Source organism: Vibrio sp. DNB22_10_4, assembly GCF_052879755.1.
Map to the genome: position 1 here is coordinate 1 of NZ_JBNNXW010000011.1, position 18,825 is coordinate 18,825.

Annotated in this window: 15 protein-coding genes; 7 read left to right on the forward strand and 8 right to left on the reverse strand. The window is 47.3% G+C overall.

Annotated elements, in window-relative coordinates:
• Positions 1 to 331: 331 nt before the first annotated feature.
• Complete coding sequence (locus ACVA6Q_RS19295; RefSeq protein ID WP_446648600.1) at positions 332 to 934, reverse strand: SEC-C metal-binding domain-containing protein; 603 nt, start codon at positions 932 to 934, stop codon at positions 332 to 334.
• A gap of 122 nt (positions 935 to 1,056) precedes the next feature.
• Between ACVA6Q_RS19295 and dusC the strand changes: the two genes are divergently transcribed.
• Complete coding sequence (gene dusC, locus ACVA6Q_RS19300) at positions 1,057 to 2,019, forward strand: tRNA dihydrouridine(16) synthase DusC (protein ID WP_418641651.1); 963 nt, start codon at positions 1,057 to 1,059, stop codon at positions 2,017 to 2,019.
• A 23-nt stretch (positions 2,020 to 2,042) separates the two neighbouring features.
• Here dusC and malZ read toward each other — a convergent pair whose 3' ends face one another.
• The 4 genes from malZ to ACVA6Q_RS19320 form a co-directional block, all read right to left on the reverse strand.
• Positions 2,043 to 3,875 (reverse strand): maltodextrin glucosidase, encoded by a 1,833-nt coding sequence (gene malZ / locus ACVA6Q_RS19305; RefSeq protein ID WP_446648601.1) that lies wholly within the window; start codon positions 3,873 to 3,875, stop codon positions 2,043 to 2,045.
• A gap of 137 nt (positions 3,876 to 4,012) precedes the next feature.
• Positions 4,013 to 4,807, reverse strand: a complete 795-nt coding sequence (locus ACVA6Q_RS19310) for an ABC transporter ATP-binding protein (protein WP_446648602.1) — start codon at positions 4,805 to 4,807, stop codon at positions 4,013 to 4,015.
• Positions 4,804 to 5,745, reverse strand: coding sequence for an ABC transporter permease (locus ACVA6Q_RS19315; RefSeq protein WP_446648603.1), 942 nt, complete (start codon positions 5,743 to 5,745; stop codon positions 4,804 to 4,806). The genes ACVA6Q_RS19310 and ACVA6Q_RS19315 overlap by 4 nt, the downstream gene beginning before the upstream one ends.
• Positions 5,746 to 5,839: 94 nt before the next feature.
• On the reverse strand, positions 5,840 to 6,805 hold the full coding sequence (locus ACVA6Q_RS19320; RefSeq protein WP_446648604.1) for an ABC transporter substrate-binding protein: 966 nt from the start codon (positions 6,803 to 6,805) through the stop codon (positions 5,840 to 5,842).
• Positions 6,806 to 7,186: 381 nt separating this feature from the next.
• Between ACVA6Q_RS19320 and ACVA6Q_RS19325 the strand changes: the two genes are divergently transcribed.
• Positions 7,187 to 8,281: a PQQ-dependent sugar dehydrogenase gene (locus tag ACVA6Q_RS19325; protein ID WP_446648605.1), complete on the forward strand. Its 1,095-nt coding sequence runs from the start codon at positions 7,187 to 7,189 to the stop codon at positions 8,279 to 8,281.
• A gap of 158 nt (positions 8,282 to 8,439) precedes the next feature.
• Here ACVA6Q_RS19325 and yfbV read toward each other — a convergent pair whose 3' ends face one another.
• Positions 8,440 to 8,892 carry a terminus macrodomain insulation protein YfbV gene (gene yfbV / locus ACVA6Q_RS19330; protein WP_353498146.1) on the reverse strand — a complete coding sequence of 151 codons (453 nt, stop codon included), beginning with the start codon at positions 8,890 to 8,892 and terminating at the stop codon, positions 8,440 to 8,442.
• Positions 8,893 to 9,227: 335 nt separating this feature from the next.
• Between yfbV and ACVA6Q_RS19335 the strand changes: the two genes are divergently transcribed.
• Together ACVA6Q_RS19335 and pta are read left to right on the forward strand one after the other, a co-directional pair.
• Positions 9,228 to 10,424 carry an acetate kinase gene (locus ACVA6Q_RS19335; protein WP_112462262.1) on the forward strand — a complete coding sequence of 399 codons (1,197 nt, stop codon included), beginning with the start codon at positions 9,228 to 9,230 and terminating at the stop codon, positions 10,422 to 10,424.
• Positions 10,425 to 10,555: 131 nt separating this feature from the next.
• Positions 10,556 to 12,700, forward strand: a complete 2,145-nt coding sequence (pta, locus tag ACVA6Q_RS19340; protein WP_353498145.1) for a phosphate acetyltransferase — start codon at positions 10,556 to 10,558, stop codon at positions 12,698 to 12,700.
• 71 nt (positions 12,701 to 12,771) lie between these two features.
• Here pta and ACVA6Q_RS19345 read toward each other — a convergent pair whose 3' ends face one another.
• Positions 12,772 to 13,941, reverse strand: a complete 1,170-nt coding sequence (locus ACVA6Q_RS19345; RefSeq protein WP_446648606.1) for a BamA/TamA family outer membrane protein — start codon at positions 13,939 to 13,941, stop codon at positions 12,772 to 12,774.
• Between the two features lie 136 nt (positions 13,942 to 14,077).
• Positions 14,078 to 14,959: a Tim44 domain-containing protein gene (locus ACVA6Q_RS19350; RefSeq protein WP_446648607.1), complete on the reverse strand. Its 882-nt coding sequence runs from the start codon at positions 14,957 to 14,959 to the stop codon at positions 14,078 to 14,080.
• 292 nt (positions 14,960 to 15,251) lie between these two features.
• Between ACVA6Q_RS19350 and ACVA6Q_RS19355 the strand changes: the two genes are divergently transcribed.
• From ACVA6Q_RS19355 to ACVA6Q_RS19365, 3 genes are all read left to right on the forward strand, one after another.
• Positions 15,252 to 15,842 (forward strand): TetR/AcrR family transcriptional regulator, encoded by a 591-nt coding sequence (locus ACVA6Q_RS19355; RefSeq protein ID WP_446648608.1) that lies wholly within the window; start codon positions 15,252 to 15,254, stop codon positions 15,840 to 15,842.
• 15 nt (positions 15,843 to 15,857) lie between these two features.
• Positions 15,858 to 17,732, forward strand: a complete 1,875-nt coding sequence (locus ACVA6Q_RS19360; protein WP_446648609.1) for an MFS transporter — start codon at positions 15,858 to 15,860, stop codon at positions 17,730 to 17,732.
• 164 nt (positions 17,733 to 17,896) lie between these two features.
• The gene (locus ACVA6Q_RS19365; RefSeq protein WP_446648610.1) at positions 17,897 to 18,823 is read left to right on the forward strand and encodes a YeiH family protein; all 927 of its coding nucleotides are present in this window, start codon (positions 17,897 to 17,899) and stop codon (positions 18,821 to 18,823) included.
• Positions 18,824 to 18,825: the final 2 nt, after the last annotated feature.

Consider the following 18,825-nt stretch of genomic DNA (forward strand, 5'->3'; position numbering starts at 1 on the left):
CTCTTTACCCAAGCTGACCCTCTGAACGCTTCGAATCCTACGCATTTACCCCTCCTAGCCTCCCCTTATAAAAGGGACGAACCAAGGCTCGCTTGCGCGTCGCTTAATCAAAAGGCGGTGCGACGATAGGAGCGAGCCTGTGGTTCTCCCCCTAATATAGGGGGGAGCTAGAGGGGTATCTGCGGTGAAGTTACGACAAGTGATAATTCAGATTTATCACCGAGTTCTTTACCCAAGCTGATACTTTTAACGCTTCAAGTCCTGCGCATTTACCCCTCCTAGCCTCCCCTTATTAAAGGGAGGAACTACTGGCTCGCTACGCATCGCTTAATTACTTACCGCAACACTTCTTAAACTTGTTGCCACTACCACAAGGACAAGGATCATTGCGCCCCACCCCTTTAAACGGGTTCACCGTTTGAGACTGATGCCCAACCATCATCTCATCCGCCGCCATTGCGACTTCATTCACCATCGCATCCAGTTGCGGCGCCAAGTCTGCATAGGTTGGCAGTTGCTCAAAGCCCGCTTCACGCATTTGAGCATGCGTTTGCTCTTCGTCCATTGCTAACATCAAAGTCGTCAACAGAGCTTGAAGCATGCGCTCTGTGCCATCAGATAGCGTTTTACCTTGCCATTGCGTCTCAACAACCGGCCAAACCGTCATGAAACCTTCTGCAAAGTCTGCCGCTTGCTCTTGGTTGTCATCAAGCAAAGCCAGCAATGCGTATTGATTGGTTTTTAGAAGCGCATATTGAGCATGCAGGTGTTCAACGACCCAAGTCTCATGCTCTGATGTAAAATCGCCGATGACTGAAGATAACCAAGCCTCTGGTTTTAGCGGCTCAGCAGCAAAGTTAGCGGCTAGGATTGCGCCTTCAATAAACGCGCTAGATTCGCCTGTCCAGTCGACAGGAAGCTCGATGAATTTCATTTGTTCACTACACCAATCAAAATTTTCGGCAAGTATATTTACCTCGCCCTAGAAACACAATGGTCGATTCTTTGTTCTATAACGGGTAGAATCCCCGCTCCCTGAATATGATGAGAACTGGTATGCGTGTTGTTTTGGGCCCGATGGAGGGTGTGTTAGATCATTTAATGCGAGAAATTCTTACCGAGATCAACGACTACGATCTTTGTGTGACTGAATTTGTTCGCGTTGTTGACCAAGCTTTGCCTGATCACGTGTTCTATCGCCTGTGTCCTGAACTGGCTCAAGGTTCCATGACCAAATCCGGTACACCTGTTCATATTCAGCTTCTCGGCCAAGATCCCCGGTGGATGGCGGAAAACGCCGTTAAAGCAGCGTCACTTGGCGCGAAAGGGATTGATCTCAACTTTGGCTGCCCTGCAAAACTGGTCAACAAGAGCAAAGGCGGCGCGGCGTTACTGCAGCACCCAGAGCTTATCCATAGCGTAGTTAAAGCATGCCGAGATGCGGTAGACCCCTCTATTCCCGTTACTGCTAAGATTCGCTTAGGCTGGGAAAATCCAGATGACTGCTTTGAGATTGTTGATGCGATTGAACAAGCAGGCGCCAATGAACTTACCGTACATGCACGCACCAAAACTGGCGGATATAAAGCTAGCGAGATCAAATGGGAATACATCAACGCGATTCGCAGCAAAACCAACTTGCCTCTTATCGCGAATGGTGAGATTTGGAACTACGCCGATGGACAGCGATGCATTGAAACTACAGGCGTCGATTCTTTGATGGTCTGCCGCGGCGCGTTCAATGTGCCGAACCTCGGTAACGTGGTCAAACACAACCATACAGTGATGCCTTGGCATGAAGTGGTTGAGCTGCTTTTGGTCTATTCAACCTATGAAATCAAAGGCGATAAAGGGCTTTACTATCCAAACCGCGTTAAGCAGTGGTTCTCGTATCTTCGTCAGCAATACCCAGAAGCCGCTGAGCTATTTCGTGAGATCCGCACCTTTAACAAAGCGGCACCGATTGTCGAGCACATCCAGCAATACCGCGACAAGATGCTTGCGACCTTATCGCAGTAATCACCTTGCCGCAGTCAACCTAGTTAGTGTGTCAGCAGCAGAGAGCCCTCTGCTGCGATAGTGACGTCTAACACACCATCAATTGATTCAGATTTGCTGCCCGTCGATGCACATTCAAAACGGGCACTCTCAAGCCCTAGCTTCCAAACCGGCAGCGAAAACTGCACAGCGTCTGTCCCTAGATTAAAGCCACTAATCACCACTTCATCGTCCAGTTGACGGGCGAACACCAAGCTAAACTCATCAACATAAAGCGGGACAAAACTACCTCGCTGCAGTGCTTTTGATGCTTTACGAAGCGAAATCAATTGCTTGCAATACGGTAGCCACGAACTTGTCTCCACTCGCTCCCATGGGAAGCAGCGACGATTATCGGGATCATGCGTCCCCTCAAGCCCGACTTCCACACCGTAGTATAAGCACGGAGTGCCTACGTAGGTCATCAGAAGCTGTAAGGCGATGGCAAGACGATTGTCATTGCCAGCCAAGGTAGTAATAAAACGTTCCGTATCATGACTATCGAGTTGGTTTAACTGAGATAGCTGGTTGCTCCATGGCACTTTAGCACTTGCCTCTTGAAGCCAGCTTAAAAACTCGTGACAGTCGATGCTGATAGGATCAAACGCAATATCTTTGCCAGCGAGAAGCGCGCGCAGTGGATGGGCAAAACCATAGTAGTTCATGGCGCCATCTTCTTGATCGCCCTGTAGCCACTGAGTTGCTTCAAAGAAATGCTCACCCAGCATGTAGGACTCAGGATTCACCGACTTCATCGATTCACGAAACGCCCTCACATAATGGGCGTTGTTTGCTGCGCCCTCACCCTCACCCAGCATATGAATCACATCAAAACGCCAGCCGTCTATGTTGTATGGTGGTTTCAACCAATGTTTGATCACAGAGTCTTCGCTTCGATAGATATGATCGCGGACTTCTTCATTGTGGAAGTTTAAAACCGGTAGCGTATCGATTCCTTTCCAACCCACATACTGTTTAGAGTCACCATTAAAGAAGTAGTAGTCGCGGTAGGGACTGTCTGCAGAAGTGTAAGCACCGTTACTCGCCTCTAACACGTCAAACCATGGGTGAGCGACCGAGGTGTGATTGAGAACTGCATCAAGCACCACTTTCATTCCTCTTTGATGCAAGTTGTCTGCAAGTTCGGCAAATTGTTGATTAGTACCAAACTTAGGATCGATCGAATAGTAGTCCACCGTGTCGTACTTATGGTTACTGTATGAGGTGAAAATCGGATTGAGGTACAAGGTGGTTATCCCGAGATCTTGCAGATAGTCCAACTTAGATTCGATACCAGCTAGGTCGCCACCATAAAACTCAACCGCGCCCGAACTGCCATGATTGCCTACTGGCTCTCCCCACTGTTTCTTCACTGACTCACGATTGCGATTTGGGTATTGGTACTCGCCAGTCTCAACGCCAATACTCGGGTCGCCATTACAGAAGCGATCTGGGAAGATCTGGTAGAACACCTGCTCTGCAACCCAACTTGGTGGCTGATCTGCGCGGTTATATTTGAAATGATACTCTCGCCCCGGCATACGGCTGTGAGTGCCGCGCGCATCGAGCCAATATTGGCCCGTCGCAGTCAGTGCCTTAAACACATAGTAAGTCACATCTTTATCGGCACTCAGAGGCAATGCTGCTTGCCAGATGTCTAGCTGACCTTTGGTACCAACTTTACTAAGCTCGACTAGATATTCTTCATTGTCCGGCTCATGACGAAGCTTTATTGACTCAAATTTATCTTGCTCAGCAAATAGACGAATAGTGAGTTTATCACCTTCTCGCACTAACCCATCTTGGGTTTGCGGATGATATAAAAATGGCTGATTCATTATGATTCTTCTGTTATAGGGAACGAGGTAGGATAATTGTAGAAGAATCGGCTGAAGAAAAAATCCCCCTTCAAATTGAAGAGGGATCACAGATTGTAGGCTTAGCTCGGGAGGCTGAGACCTTTAAACAATGATGATTAGCTGAGCAACAAACTGTCGTCAGCTAGCTCTTCACCACGTACTTTGGAGAACATTTCCAATAAGTCTGGCACTTGCATATTGGCACGCTGATCGCCTTCTACATCGAGGACAATTTCGCCTTGGTGCAGCATCACGGTTCGATCGCCACAAGCGAGTGCATCTTTCATTGAGTGCGTCACCATCATTACCGTGAGGTTAAACTCTTGAATAACCTTTTTGGTGAGATCAATAACGAACGCCGCCATGCGTGGATCTAGTGCCGCAGTGTGTTCATCCAATAGCAGCAACTTACTGTCTGACAATGTTGCCATAACTAGGCTTACCGCCTGACGCTGACCACCAGATAGCAATCCAATGTTGTCCCCGAGCCTGTCTTCAAGTCCAAGTCCTAGAATGCTGATGCGCTCTTGGAACAGCTTGCGACGTTTACTCGACAGCGACATGCTCCAGCCACGCTTTTTACCACGCATGTAGGCCAGTGCCATGTTCTCTTCGATAGAGAGATCACCACAAGTACCGGCTAAAGGATCTTGAAACACGCGTGCACATTGATTAGCACGTTGATCGACGGTTTGGCGAGTCACATCCATATCATCAATGAGAACACGCCCACCGACCATCGGCGTTTCACCCGTAACCGCACCTAGCAAGGTTGATTTACCAGCACCGTTAGAGCCAATGACCGTCAAAAACTGATGCTCTGGCACCTCTAGGTTCACCCCTTTCAGTGCACGATTTTCCAACACCGTCCCTGGATTAAAGGTAACTTGAATATCTTCTAGTCGAATCATGCTGCATTCCCCGTTTTGCCTGGTTGAGAGACCGCTTTACTCTTAGCAGGCTTTACGACCTTTTTTGCTTTGAGGTTTCCTTTTATCTTTGGCGCAATCAGCGCAGCTGCCACTAGCACGGCGGTGACCAAGTTTAGGTCGGATGCTTGCAGGCCAAACATGCCCGAACTCAAGGCAAAGGCGACGGCCAAACGATACAGAACAGAGCCAACAATGACTGCAGTTACAGCAACCCAAATCTTACGACCAGGAATAAGCGTTTGACCTAAAATGACCGCAGCCAGACCGACAACAATCGTACCCACGCCGGATGTGACATCAGCGAAACTGTTGGTTTGTGCGAAAAGTGCACCAGCAAAGCCGACAAAGCCGTTTGATAGTGCTAAGCAGAAATAGGTGTAAAATGAGGTACTTGCCCCTTGAGCCTTAACCATGCGTGCATTTACGCCTGTGGCACGAAGACCCAAACCAAAGTCGCTGTTCAGCAGTCGTACCACAAACCAAGCTGAAATCAGCACTAACACGCCAACCACCAGCGGGCGAACATATATGGCATCACCCATCATTTCGAACGGAGTCAAAATGGTGTCTTCGCCAAGCAAGGCCATGTTTGGTCGACCCATGATACGAATATTGATCGAGAATGCCGCAATCATCGTGAGGATAGACGCAAGCAAGTGAAGGATACCGCAGCGCACTGCAAGAAAGGCGGTCACCCAGCCCGTTGCAGCTCCGGCAATAATCGCCATCCCTGTTGCTACCCAAGGGTTAATACCGGCAACAATCGCGGTAGCTGCCACAGCTGCCCCCATAGGAAAGCTGCCATCAACACTCAGATCAGGAAAGTCGAGAACGCGAAAAGTAAGATAGACACCCAGTGCAACCAGTCCGTAAATAAGACCAATTTCAAGGGCTCCAAAAAATGCAAAAGCAGACATAACTACTCCACTGCTGTTTAACAACTGCTGTTTAAAAAAGAAGACTTAACAAAAAAGCTGGATCCGAAGATCCAGCTTCATCTCAATGCAAGACTTACTTAACGCTTGTTGCGCGATCCATCACCGTTTGAGGGATAGAAAGACCCAATTTTTTCGCAGCCGTTGCGTTGATCACCAAATCCGAACCTTTTGCCACTTTGACATCGATTTTGCCTGGATCCGTACCTTCAAGAATTTGCGCTACGTAGTCTGCTGTCTGCACGCCGATTTGGTAGTAATCAAAACCAAGACTCGCCACAGCGCCACGCTCAACATACGACGTTGCCGCACCAAAAACCGGCGTCTTCGCTTGGTTAGCCGATACAATCATGCCTTCGATAGCACTCGCTACCGTGTTATCGATAAGCGCGTAGATGATGTCTGATTTCGCTGAAATAGCTTGAGTCGCGGTTTGGACATCGGCACTTTTAAGCGCTGTAGCTTCCACTAGCTCAATACCACGTTTGTCTGTGCTCTCTTTCAATAGCTTCATTAAGCTCACTGCGTTCGCTTCGCCTGGGTTGTAAACCACACCAATGCTCTTCACATTTGGCATGATCTCTTGGATAAGCTCAACGTGCTGATCGACGGGTGATAGATCCGATAGACCTGTCACGTTCTTACCTGGCTGTTCAAGCTTTTTCACCAGTTTCGCACCCACAGGATCAGTAACGGCGGTAAACACTACTGGAATATCACGTGTCGCAGAAACCAATGCTTGAGCTGTTGGTGTCGCGATACCCACTAACACGTCTGGGCGCTCACCCACGTATTGGCGAGCAATTTGCACTGCAATCGCTGGGTTACCTTGTGCAGTTTTATAATCAAACTCGAGGTTTTTACCTTGCTCGTAGCCTTTTTCTTTAAGACCGTCGACCAAACCTTGGCGTGTCGCATCGAGCGCAGGGTGTTCAACAATTTGCGATACCGCGACTTTTGCTGTTTTTGCCATGATGCTGGCTGAAGACAGCAACGCCACACCTGTTAATGCTGCAGTGACAATGATCTTGCTTGCTTTCATCTTAACTCCTTGATTAAGCAACCCAGAATGAGCAGAGGCACTCTACTCACTAATGGGGAATGAGTGTGTATTATTTAATTTACACTTCGTGAATTATTTTTTGACGCCTTGCTACTTCTACCAGCAAGGCAACCAAATTGAAAGGTATTATTAACATTCACATTAGATAAACGTGCTATCCATGTGCTTTCGCAACCAACATTTAAACAAATGCGTACATACAGCGATACATGCGACTAATATTTACTCAAAAATCAGCGTAATCCATTTTTGACAAAAGTGAAGCTTTGTGAGTGCAATTCTGTGAAAGATGTCTATATTCATACAGATAGCGTAATCGTCAACGAGTTGTTCACACCCAGTCGCGAGGGAACTTTTAGCATGCGTCCATTACTTCTTTTACCTCTGATTTTTCTATTGGCAATGCCCTCGATAGCCCGAGAGTTTGAAGGCAGTCAGTTAGAAAAAGTGACCACAGTGAATGGGGTTCCTTGGTCAATTCTGACTGTAGGTGACTCAGAACTATTGGTGACGTTAAGAGAAGGTCAAATGCTGCTTGTCGATACAAAAAGTGGCAAGCAAACATCGATAAGTGGGCTACCTGCGATTTATGCCTCTGGCCAAGGTGGCCTGATGGACATTCACCCAAGCCCATCCGAAGCCAACGTTTATTATTTCACTTACGCGAAACCTGTCGATAAAGGGGGAGCCCCCACTCTTGCGAAAGCGACTCTCGATGGCAACAAACTCACAAACTGGCAAGATCTATTCACCAGTAATGTGCCGGTCACCTCTGGTCGCCACTTTGGCAGCCGAATCGCTTTTGATGACGAAGGTTTGGTCTATATGACCATAGGTGATGCAGGTGACAGGGACAATGCTCAGCAGACCGATAACCACGCCGGTAGCATCGTTCGCCTCAATCAAGATGGATCAATTCCAAAAGACAATCCATTTGTCGACAACCCAGATTTTGCATCAGAGATATACTCTTACGGCCACCGCAATCCACAAGGGTTGGTGTTTGATAGCAAACGGGCTCAATTGTGGACGATAGAGCACGGCCCAAGAGGCGGTGATGAGCTCAACTTAGTTAAAGCGGGTCTTAACTATGGCTGGCCAATTACTTCACACGGTAAAGAGTATTGGGGGCCCATCAATGCTGGAGAGGCGCAAGAAAAAGAAGGCATTGAACCACCAAGCAAAGTTTACATTCCTTCCATTGCACCAGGGTCGCTGCATTTGTATGAGGGCGAGGAGTTTCCAAGGCTCAATGGCATCTTGCTAATCGGAGCACTGAAACTCACGCACATCAACATCCTAGATATCAACGAAGCAGGTCAAGTATTAGAAGAAAGACGCTACTACGAAGAGCTTGGAGAGAGAGTACGAGATATCACCACCGATTCGGCCGGTCACGTATGGTTTAGCACTGATAGTGGCGCGATTTATAGGATTAGTCGCCAGTTCCAATAACGGCAGTCCAATAACGGCTAAATGACCGCGATAGTAGTGACAACATTAAGCTAACACTCTATACAAAGGTGTTACAACTACACGGCCATCGTTGCTAAAACGAACAAGCCCCACTCGTTTGCGAGCGGGGCTTGTGTTTACATACTAATCAATTGTTACTAAAACCAGCGATCGAAGTCGCTTCTGTCAAGCTGCCTAAAAGCACGGTTCAACGTAATGGCAAGCTCTTTGTATTTAGGTTTCGCTTTTACTGGTTCCATCGCACCGCCCGATTCAATAATCTTTTGGTGCAGCTCACGGTACCAAGACGCCAAAGCTGGAGGCAACTGCGTGTTGTAGCGATTTCCCAACCACCACATCCCCTGTAAAGGCATACTAATCGCAAACAACGCAATCACAATCGACTGTGGCAACGCATGAGCGTTGTTAAAGGCCATTTGCGTTAACACACTAATGGCTGCAACCGCAGGCATCACTTTAATGCCAAATCGCGTCGCTTTAATGATGCGCTGCTCTGGAAACAGGGGCGTTAGCTCCTTACGCATCGGCCAAAGTTCCATGTACTTTTGACCATTTTTTAAACTCTGAGTCAGACTTGCTCTCTCGCTCATAGCTAACCTCACTAAAAAAAAGTTGAACTATTCAACTAAATCAGCAAAATATTGACGGAAGTTAAGATTCTTTCAAATTTATTTTGTTATCTTCTGCCATTATCGTTATTCTTTGCGAATCCTCAATCTCATTGTTGTCTTTATTTACAAAATAGGCAACCGTCGAGATGACCGTCGCAAGGACGCTAATGTGGTTTTCTTGGAAAAATCGCATATTATTATACGGCAATTGATGATTTTATGACCAAGAGTGATAGGCATTTTTTGCTGCCTCTCAGTCTTGAGATACGTTTACATCCTTGATCCCCGATCAGATAAAATACAGGTAACCTCTAATGTCTAAGCTGGTTTTAGTTTTAAACTGCGGCAGTTCTTCTCTTAAGTTCGCCATCGTTGATGCAGAAAACGGTGATGAGCACCTAACAGGTCTTGCAGAATGTCTTCACCTTCCAGAAGCTCGTATCAAGTGGAAACTTGATGGTAAACACGAAGCTCAACTAGGTAACGGCGCTGCTCACGAAGAAGCATTAGCGTTCATGGTAGAGACTATCCTTGCTTCTAAGCCTGAGCTAAAAGCAAACCTAGGCGCTATCGGTCACCGTATCGTTCACGGTGGCGAGCAATTCACATCTTCTGCGCTAATCACAGACGATGTACTTAAAGGTATCGAAGACTCTGCAACATTTGCACCTCTTCACAACCCTGCTCACATCATCGGCATCGAAGCGGCGAAGCACAACTTCCCAGAGCTTAAGAACGTAGCGGTATTTGACACTGCGTTCCACCAAACTATGCCTCAAGAGTCTTACCTATACGCTCTACCGTACAACCTGTACAAAGAGCACGGCATCCGTCGCTACGGCATGCACGGTACTTCTCACCTATTCATCGCACGTGAAGCAGCTGAGCTACTTGGTAAGCCAGCTAACGAACTGAACATCATCAACTGCCACCTAGGCAACGGTGCTTCTGTTTGTGCTATCAAAAACGGTGAATCTGTAGATACTTCAATGGGTCTAACTCCTCTTGAAGGTCTTGTAATGGGTACTCGTTGTGGTGACATCGATCCTGCGATCATCTTCCACCTGCACGACGCACTAGGTTACTCTGTTGAGCAAATCAACAACATGCTAACTAAAGAGTCTGGCCTTCTAGGTCTAACTGAAGTGACTTCTGACTGCCGTTTCGTTGAAGACAACTACGGTGAGAAAGAAGAAGCAACACGTGCAATGGATGTGTTCTGCCACCGCCTAGCGAAATACGTAGCTGGCTACACTGCGTCTCTTGACGGTCGTCTAGATGCTATCGTGTTCACTGGTGGTATCGGTGAAAACTCTGCACCAATCCGTGAAATGGTTCTAAACCGTCTAGGCGTATTCGGCATCGAAGTTGACGGTGAAGCTAACCTTAAAGCTCGTTTCGGCGGCGAAGGTACTATCACTGCAGCAAGCAGCCGTATCCCGGCAATGGTTATCTCTACTAACGAAGAGCTAGTCATCGCTGAAGACACTGCACGCCTAGCAGGTCTTTAATGTTCAAACTGGCTAACCTAGGTTAGCCAGTTTTCTTATAGGGCTCAGTGAAACACTTGCTTGCGCTTGTTTGCAACTCATCGAATCACTGAGTTTCTTCCCCCATATATATAGTTTGAGGTACTCAAAGAATGTCCCGTACTATTATGCTTGTACCTACTAGCGCTGGTGTCGGTCTTACCAGTGTTAGCATGGGTGTCCTGCGTGCAATGGAGCGTAAGGGTGTAAACGTATCGTTCTACAAACCTGTTGCTCAACCTCGCCACGGTGGCGATCAGCCAGATCTAACTTCTTCTATCGTAGGTAACAGCAGCGACATGAAAGTGGGTCAACCACTTCCTATGTCAGAAGCAGAAGCCCTGATTGGTAACGAGAAGCTAGACGTGCTTCTAGAAACAATCGTTGAGCGCTACAACCAAATCAACAAAGATGCGGACGTAACACTTATCGAAGGTCTTGTACCAACTCGTAAGCACCCGTTTGCAAACGCAATCAACGAAGAAATCGCGAAGACACTTGGCGCTGAAATCGTATTCGTTGCGACTCCAGGTACAGACAACCCGAGCCAGCTTAAAGAGCGTATCGAAGTTGCATGTTCTAACTATGGCGGCACCAAGAACAAGAAGATCTCTGGTGTTATCATCAACAAGCTAAATGCACCGGTTGATGAAGCAGGTCGTACACGTCCAGATCTTTCTGAAATCTTCGACGATGCAGACACAGCGCAGCAAGCTAACCTTGAAGTGATGCAAATCTTCAACACTAGCCCAATTCGTGTTCTAGGTTGTGTGCCTTGGAAGATCGACTTGATCGCAACACGTGCAGTCGACATGGCTGAGCACCTAAACGCTGAAATCATCAACGAAGGTGACATCGCAAAACGTCGTGTCAAGAGCATTACGTTCTGTGCACGTTCACTGCCAAACATGATTGAGCACTTCAAACCAGGCTCTCTACTTGTGACTTCTGCTGACCGACCAGACGTAATCGTTGCAGCGGCGCTAGCAGCAATGAACGGTGTGGAAATCGGCGCTATCCTACTAACAGGCGGCTACGACGTTCCTGCTGAGATTGCTGACCTTATCAAGCCTGCGCTTGAGACTGGTCTTCCAATCTTTAAAGCACAAGGTAACACTTGGCAGACTTCTCTGAACCTACAGAGCTTCAGCTTAGAAGTTCCTGCAGATGATAAAGAGCGTATCGAGTTCGTAAACGAGCACGTTGCTGGTCATATTGACGGCCCTTGGATCGACTCTCTACTAGAGGGTACTGTTGGTACTCGTAAGCTAAGTCCACCAGCATTCCGTTACCAGCTAACTGAACTTGCTCGCCGTGCTGGCAAGCGTATTGTTCTTCCTGAAGGTGACGAGCCACGTACAGTTAAAGCTGCGGCTATCTGTGCTGAGCGCGGTATCGCGGAATGTGTACTTCTTGGTAACCCAGAAGAGATCAAACGTGTTGCAGCACAGCAAGGCGTTGAGCTAGGTGCTGGCGTAACTATCATCGATTCTGATGCTGTACGTGAAGACTACGTTGCTCGCTTGGTTGAACTACGTGGCGCGAAAGGTATGACTGAAGTTGTGGCTCGTGAGAAGCTACAAGATTCTGTATACCTAGGCACTATGATGCTTGAAGCGAACGAAGTTGACGGCCTAGTATCTGGCGCTGTTCACACAACAGCGAACACTATCGTTCCTCCGTTCCAAATCATCAAGACGGCTCCTGGTACGTCTATCGTATCGTCAATCTTCTTCATGCTTCTGCCTGATCAAGTATTGGTATACGGTGACTGTGCGATCAACCCAGATCCAACAGCTGAGCAACTTGCTGAAATCGCTATCCAATCTGCAGATTCTGCTGCAGCATTCGGTATCGAACCTCGCGTTGCAATGATCTCTTACTCGACTGGTGAGTCTGGTAAAGGTGCTGACGTAGATAAAGTACGTGAAGCAACGAAACTGGCTCAAGAGAAACGTCCTGATCTCATCATCGACGGTCCTCTACAGTACGATGCGGCAATCATGGAGAACGTAGCAGCTTCTAAAGCACCTAACTCTCCAGTAGCTGGTAAAGCGACAGTATTTGTATTCCCAGATCTAAACACGGGTAACACAACATACAAAGCGGTACAGCGCTCGGCAGACCTAGTGTCTATCGGTCCAATGCTGCAAGGTATGCGCAAGCCAGTTAACGACCTATCTCGTGGCGCGCTAGTAGACGACATCGTTTACACAGTTGCACTTACTGCGATTCAATCGGGTCAAGAGCAAGAGTAATTTTGTTCTAGCTGAATGAAAAAAGCCTCCGAATGGAGGCTTTTTAGTATTTGAGGTTTGATGAGCGCCAACTAAAACACTTCATTGACGTGGAAGTAGAAGGTGCCACCATGCTCACCGTAACCGATATCCGCGCGCACATTGACCTTGTGTTTGATTTTGAATCGAAAGCCAGTACCAGCACTCGCTAACGTTTTATCCCACAGCCCGGATACATTTTCTGATACCGTACCCGCCGCGCCCCAGAAAACGACACCGACTCGCCAGTACACTGGTAAACGGTATTCTACCTGTCCCATCATCATTTGGTTATCACGATAGCGACCAAGGATATAGCCTCGCATCGCATCAGCACCGCCAAGATCTGGCAGTTGATTCCAAGGGACGTTGCCTGAGGTTAAGTTAGCTTGCACTTGCCATGCAAATAATCCCGGCACCGGCGCCAATGAGTGATATTGAGAAGCCTTAAGCGAATACTTACCAAAGTTCTCTGAGTTAGTGGCATCGTGATACAAACCCAAATCGGCTTGCAATAAGGTACCTTTCGTCGCGTTGGTTACGTTATCTCGGGTATCAAACACGTTAGAGACAAACACACCATAGCTGGTGTTATCGGTGAGCTCATTAGCAATGGTATCAAGGTTTTGATTTTCAAACGTCTTATCGTGAGGGCGCACCGATTTCACATTGGCACCCAAGCCCAAGAAGTAGTCACCAGAAACTCGAGTCAGCCACGTTGGCTTCACATCGATCACTTGCTCTTTGAAGTCAACCTTATTGCCGTCTTGCTGCCCGTTTTCGTAGCCCTGACCATAATAAACCGCTGCGTCATCAAACACTTTAATATCAGTGTAAACTCGGTTATCACCGCCATTGTAAAAGTGCTTATTACTGAACGTAATACCCATAGAGCCATTCGATGACGCATACGGGTTGATCACCATAGAAGAAGGCTGACCAGCACCATCACTCGGGTCACCATATAACCCCACATACAAGAGTCCAAGCCCCAAGCCTTGCTCTGGCTTGTAAAACACCGCAGGAATATAACTTGAATTGAGACCTTTATCTGCATCGTATTCCGACTCCGCACCAAACACGCCTAAAAAGCGATCCAGCTTTTCCGTGGTTGGATTTGGGGTGTGCTCAACAAGGGGCACAATATGATCGTCAGCTAACGAAAGAGAGGTAACTGCACTGCATGTCAGCAACAATGTAGTTTGAGCAAATAAGGTTCGCATGATTGGGAATAATGGGATTGATAGCAAAGGCAGGATTATAGAGGAAAAACGCCAGATTGCGGCGATTCAAATGTAAAAAAACTGCAGATTTTACTCTGCAGTTTTTTATTCACTGTTTTTAATCGGTTGGCGGTGATTAACCTTGGATACCAACGATTAGCCATGGCGCATTTGGCTGGGTCAAATCACGCTCAAGGTGCCAGATATCTTCAATGTCTTCTTCGATGTTTTCAATTGCATCGCGGTAACGACCAGAGAATTGAAGACTCAACTGTGCTTTGTTGGCGTCGTAATCGGCACGAACAACCTCAGCGTCAACATACATCACGTCAGTGTGCTGCTCGCCTTCAAGCTTAGCGCGTTCGCTGATAAGATCTTGCAGCAAGCTTGCTGATACATACTCTTCGATCGTGTGTAGTTCGTTATGATTCCACGCACCTTGAAGAATACGGTAGTGCTCGCGAGCACCATTTAGGAATGCTGCTTGATCAAAGCCCGGTGGGTAGTTATGAGGCACTTCGCTGTGTCCAGCTGCACCAAAGCCACCTGTTGAAGCCGTTGATGCTGGCTGTTCAAAGTTCTGGAAGTTTGAAGGCTGCTCGAACTGTTGACGAGAGTGACCGCCAAACGCCGGCTGCTGCCTCTGCTGATTCATACTACCCTGCTTTGCCCCCAGCATACCGCGCATCAGTTTGAAGATCACAAAAGCAATCAAACCAAAAATCAAGATATCCATGAAGTTGATGCCTTCGAAAGCACCACCAAAGAAGGCAGCTAAAAGGCCACCAGCAAGCAAACCACCTAAAATACCGCCCATCAGACCTTTCTTGCTGCTTCCAGCTTTATTCTGATCTTGGCGACTGATGTTATTGGTATTTTGTTGTTGCTGCTTTGGAGCCGGAGCCGTTTTAAAGCTCTTACCAAATGATTTACCGCCACCGAATTTCTTTGCTTCGGCTACCGGATTCACCGCCACTGCCAGTACTAGCAGTGCGACGAAAGAAAATAAACGTTTCATTCTCAACCTTTCGTTATTGTCACATTACATCGTAAGTCCTATTACGACTTACTACGCATCATATACTGAGCTTAGCATTAAAGAAACGCTTTAGATGCTCGGACTTGTTTCAGAATATTGCACGTTTGTTACGGTATACACACCAACAATGACATTGTTTCAAGAACCCACTGTTATACCGACAACTATCTCAAAAGTGCGTTGCAACCTTGCAATCACTGGCTTCATTTGTTGACGCTAACCTGTCCCAACACTAAAATAACGAACCGTGTTCAATTAAGAATCCATCACAATGGCCCGCAGAAACGATCATACCCGGGAAGAACTTATCGACCTGACGCTGACTACTGTCAGGGATTACCTCAACGAGAACTCCTATCACTCGCTGAGTCTTCGCAAGATAGCCACGCTTATAGGGTATGTTCCTAGCACCTTGGTGAATATTTTCGGCAGTTACAATTTACTGTTACTTCATGCCGTTGCTCGCACCGTAGACGAGTTGTCCCAAGAATCGAGACTAGTCATCGAAAAAACGGACAACGCTGAGCAAGCCTTGTATGCGCTGGCTATTTGCTATCATGATTTTGCAAAGAAGTACCCGTATCGTTGGCAATTAATATTTGAGCACAACATGAATGGTGACCAACTTCCAGAGTGGCAGTCGCAGCGCATCGACGGTATGACTGGCATGTTGGAGCATTTATTGTCTGAGCTTCGCCCAGAACGTTTACCGACTGACGTCATGAAGGCTAGTCGTGTACTTTGGGCTGGCGTGCACGGTATCACGCTACTCAGTGTCGATGACAAGTTTTTCACCTCAGAACCTATTGATGGCAGTGTGCTCATCAAAGATCTCATCTCAAATTACCTCAAAAGCTGGTAATTAAAAGGAAAGGTAATGCCTAACACCAAAACTGCGTCTTTACTTACCGAAAGACGCTTTATGCCCTACTTTGTTACTCAGTTTTTCGGCGCATTCAACGACAACATTTTTAAAAACGTTCTACTCCTTTTTGTTGCGTTCGCTGGCCCACAAGTACTACCTATTTCGAGCAACTTGTTCATCAACCTTGCTGCAGGCTTGTTTATTCTGCCTTTCTTCTTGTTCTCTGCTTCCGCAGGAGTCCTGGCTGACAAATACGAGAAGTCGTGGTTCATCCGCAAAGTTAAACTAGCGGAGATTGGTATCATGTGCCTTGGCGCCATTGGTTTTGTCACCGAAAGCTACGGCATTCTGCTACTGTTGCTATTTTTGATGGGTACCCAGTCTGCTTTTTTTGGCCCGGTAAAATACGCGCTACTGCCACAGCAACTCAAACCAAACGAACTCCTATCTGGCAACGCGTTGGTAGAAACAGGGACTTTTCTCGCGATTCTATTGGGTACTTTGGGTGCGGGCATTATTGCCTCCTCTGAGAGCGCTAAATATGTGGCGGCAGCCAGTGTGATTGTGTTCGCAGTGGCTGGCTATATATCGAGTCGTTCAATCCCCAATGCACCCGCGGCGGATCCAGATCTTAAATTCCGCTGGCAACCAGTTAAGCAAACCAAAGAAACGCTCAAGATCGCTCACCAAGATCGAGTCGTGTTCCAATGCATCATGGCGATTAGCTGGTTTTGGTTTTTGGGCGCGGCTTACTTAACGCAATTCCCGAACTTCACTAAGATCCATTTGATGGGCAATGAGGCCGCAGTCTCTTTCTTATTGGCGTTATTCTCTGTCGGTATTGCCCTTGGCTCTATGCTCTGTGACAAAATGTCGAAAAACCGTATTGATGTCGGCATTGTGCCAATTGGTAGCATTGGTATCACTATCTTTGGTGCATTGATGGCGTTTGCCGTTCCCGAAGAGCTTCCGCAGTTTGCATCGTTTAGCGAGTTTGTTTCGCACACAGCACTGTGGCCCGTGTTCGGCTATCTGCTTGCTCTTGGTGCCTCCGGTGGTCTGTTTATCGTTCCTTTGTATGCGTTAATGCAGCAGCAGGCGAAACCGACAGAGCGCGCCCGTGTCATTGCCGCTCTCAATATCTACAACTCTTTATTTATGGTTGGTAGTGCAGTACTGGGTATTGTTGGCCTTTCAGTGCTGGGACTTTCTATTGTTGAGCTGTTTATCCTGCTTTCAGCACTTAACTTTTTGATGGCTACTTACCTGTTTTTGCAAGCACCAGTCTTCGTAGTGCGTTTTCTGATTTGGATTCTTACGAACATCATGTATCGCATCAGCCACAAAAACCTGCATCACCTTCCAGAGAAAGGCGGCGCGCTGATTGTCTGTAATCATGTGAGTTACATGGATGCGTTGGTCATGAGTGCGGCAAGTCCGCGCTTAATCCGCTTTGTTATGGAAGAGGACTACGCAAACTTCAAACCAGTGCGTCGCTTCCTAAAACGTGCAGGCGTGATCCCAATTTCAGCCAAACGCAAAGGCACGATTCGCCGCGCCTTTGTGGAGATTGAGCAAGCACTCGCGGCTGGCGAAATTGTTTGTATCTTCCCTGAAGGCCGTTTGACTGCCGATGGTGAAATGAATGAGTTTATGCGCGGTATTGATATTGTGCTAAAGCGCTCGCCAGTTCCTGTCATCCCGATGGCGCTTAAGGGTTTGTGGGGAAGCTACTTCAGTCGTCACAAAGGACGTGCATGTAAAGGACTACCAACTCGATTTAGAGCGAAACTGGAGCTAGAAGCGGGCACGCCCGTACTTCCCGAAGAAGCATCAAGCCAAACCATGTTCGAGAAAGTGTCTGAACTGCGTGGTGACTACCGCTAGCCGGAGCAATACTATTAACCTATTTAACGGGCGTTTAGTTTTACTGAACGCCCGTTAAATTTTATTTAGTTTTACTTACCTTAAACTCTCGCTACACTTCGCTAACTATTGATTGGCATTTCAACTGCTATTAGCTAGCGCTTTTGCTGTTTGTAAGGATTTTGATGATATCCCAATTACGCTCTTACCCTCTGTTCTTCCTCGGGATTATTGCTTGCTTGACCCCTTGGGTAAGCTCACCAATGGCGCTGATTTTTGGCTTTCTTCTCACCACTTTTAGCTTAGTGCCGCACGATATTCCTATCGCCAAATACACCAAAAAGTTACTTGCTTACTCGATTGTTGGTTTGGGTTTTGGTATCCACCTTGACCAAGCTCTGCAAGCAACCAGCGACGGGATCGGCCTTATTATCGCCACCATCATTGGCACGCTTGTAATTGGCTGGGTTCTAGCAAGGCAAATGGGATTGGATAAGCACACTGGCTATTTGATCTCATCAGGTACTGCGATTTGCGGTGGCAGCGCCATTGCCGCGGTTGCCCCTGCTATTGATGCCGATGACGAAAGTATTGCCATTGCGCTCGCGACCGTATTTGTATTGAACTCGCTTGCGCTGTTTGTCTTTCCGGTTATTGGCCATGCGTTATCAATCGATCAGCATACCTTTGGTACATGGGCTGCTATCGCCATCCACGATACCTCATCGGTTGTGGGCGCGGCATCTGCGTATGGTGAGCAAGCACTTACCACAGCAACGACATTGAAACTTGCCAGAGCGTTATGGATAATTCCTGTTGCGCTAGTGAGTGCGATGCTGTTTCGCAACAAAAACAGCAAGCTAACGATCCCTTACTTTATCTTCTTTTACTGCGGCGCCATTTTGGTTAGTGACTACTTACCTCAATTTGAATCGGCGTATAACGGCATTTTCGATGTATCGAAAAAGTTGTTGGTTGTGTGTCTATTTTTGATTGGAACCAGCATATCCATCGAAAGGCTCAAACAAGCGGGCAGTAAGCCTATGTTATTTGGGATCACGATGTGGCTACTAATTTCGATAACGTCTCTTAGCTGGCTTTTGTTCGCTTAAGC

What these genes read in the sequence shown, in the direction of transcription:
- ACVA6Q_RS19295 (WP_446648600.1), bottom strand. Translation starts at nt 934, where the DNA reads ATGAAATTCATCGAGCTTCCTGTCGACTGGACAGGCGAATCTAGCGCG.
- dusC (WP_418641651.1), top strand. Translation starts at nt 1,057, where the DNA reads ATGCGTGTTGTTTTGGGCCCGATGGAGGGTGTGTTAGATCATTTAATG.
- malZ (WP_446648601.1), bottom strand. Translation starts at nt 3,875, where the DNA reads ATGAATCAGCCATTTTTATATCATCCGCAAACCCAAGATGGGTTAGTG.
- ACVA6Q_RS19310 (WP_446648602.1), bottom strand. Translation starts at nt 4,807, where the DNA reads ATGATTCGACTAGAAGATATTCAAGTTACCTTTAATCCAGGGACGGTG.
- ACVA6Q_RS19315 (WP_446648603.1), bottom strand. Translation starts at nt 5,745, where the DNA reads ATGTCTGCTTTTGCATTTTTTGGAGCCCTTGAAATTGGTCTTATTTAC.
- ACVA6Q_RS19320 (WP_446648604.1), bottom strand. Translation starts at nt 6,805, where the DNA reads ATGAAAGCAAGCAAGATCATTGTCACTGCAGCATTAACAGGTGTGGCG.
- ACVA6Q_RS19325 (WP_446648605.1), top strand. Translation starts at nt 7,187, where the DNA reads ATGCGTCCATTACTTCTTTTACCTCTGATTTTTCTATTGGCAATGCCC.
- yfbV (WP_353498146.1), bottom strand. Translation starts at nt 8,892, where the DNA reads ATGAGCGAGAGAGCAAGTCTGACTCAGAGTTTAAAAAATGGTCAAAAG.
- ACVA6Q_RS19335 (WP_112462262.1), top strand. Translation starts at nt 9,228, where the DNA reads ATGTCTAAGCTGGTTTTAGTTTTAAACTGCGGCAGTTCTTCTCTTAAG.
- pta (WP_353498145.1), top strand. Translation starts at nt 10,556, where the DNA reads ATGTCCCGTACTATTATGCTTGTACCTACTAGCGCTGGTGTCGGTCTT.
- ACVA6Q_RS19345 (WP_446648606.1), bottom strand. Translation starts at nt 13,941, where the DNA reads ATGCGAACCTTATTTGCTCAAACTACATTGTTGCTGACATGCAGTGCA.
- ACVA6Q_RS19350 (WP_446648607.1), bottom strand. Translation starts at nt 14,959, where the DNA reads ATGAAACGTTTATTTTCTTTCGTCGCACTGCTAGTACTGGCAGTGGCG.
- ACVA6Q_RS19355 (WP_446648608.1), top strand. Translation starts at nt 15,252, where the DNA reads ATGGCCCGCAGAAACGATCATACCCGGGAAGAACTTATCGACCTGACG.
- ACVA6Q_RS19360 (WP_446648609.1), top strand. Translation starts at nt 15,858, where the DNA reads ATGCCTAACACCAAAACTGCGTCTTTACTTACCGAAAGACGCTTTATG.
- ACVA6Q_RS19365 (WP_446648610.1), top strand. Translation starts at nt 17,897, where the DNA reads ATGATATCCCAATTACGCTCTTACCCTCTGTTCTTCCTCGGGATTATT.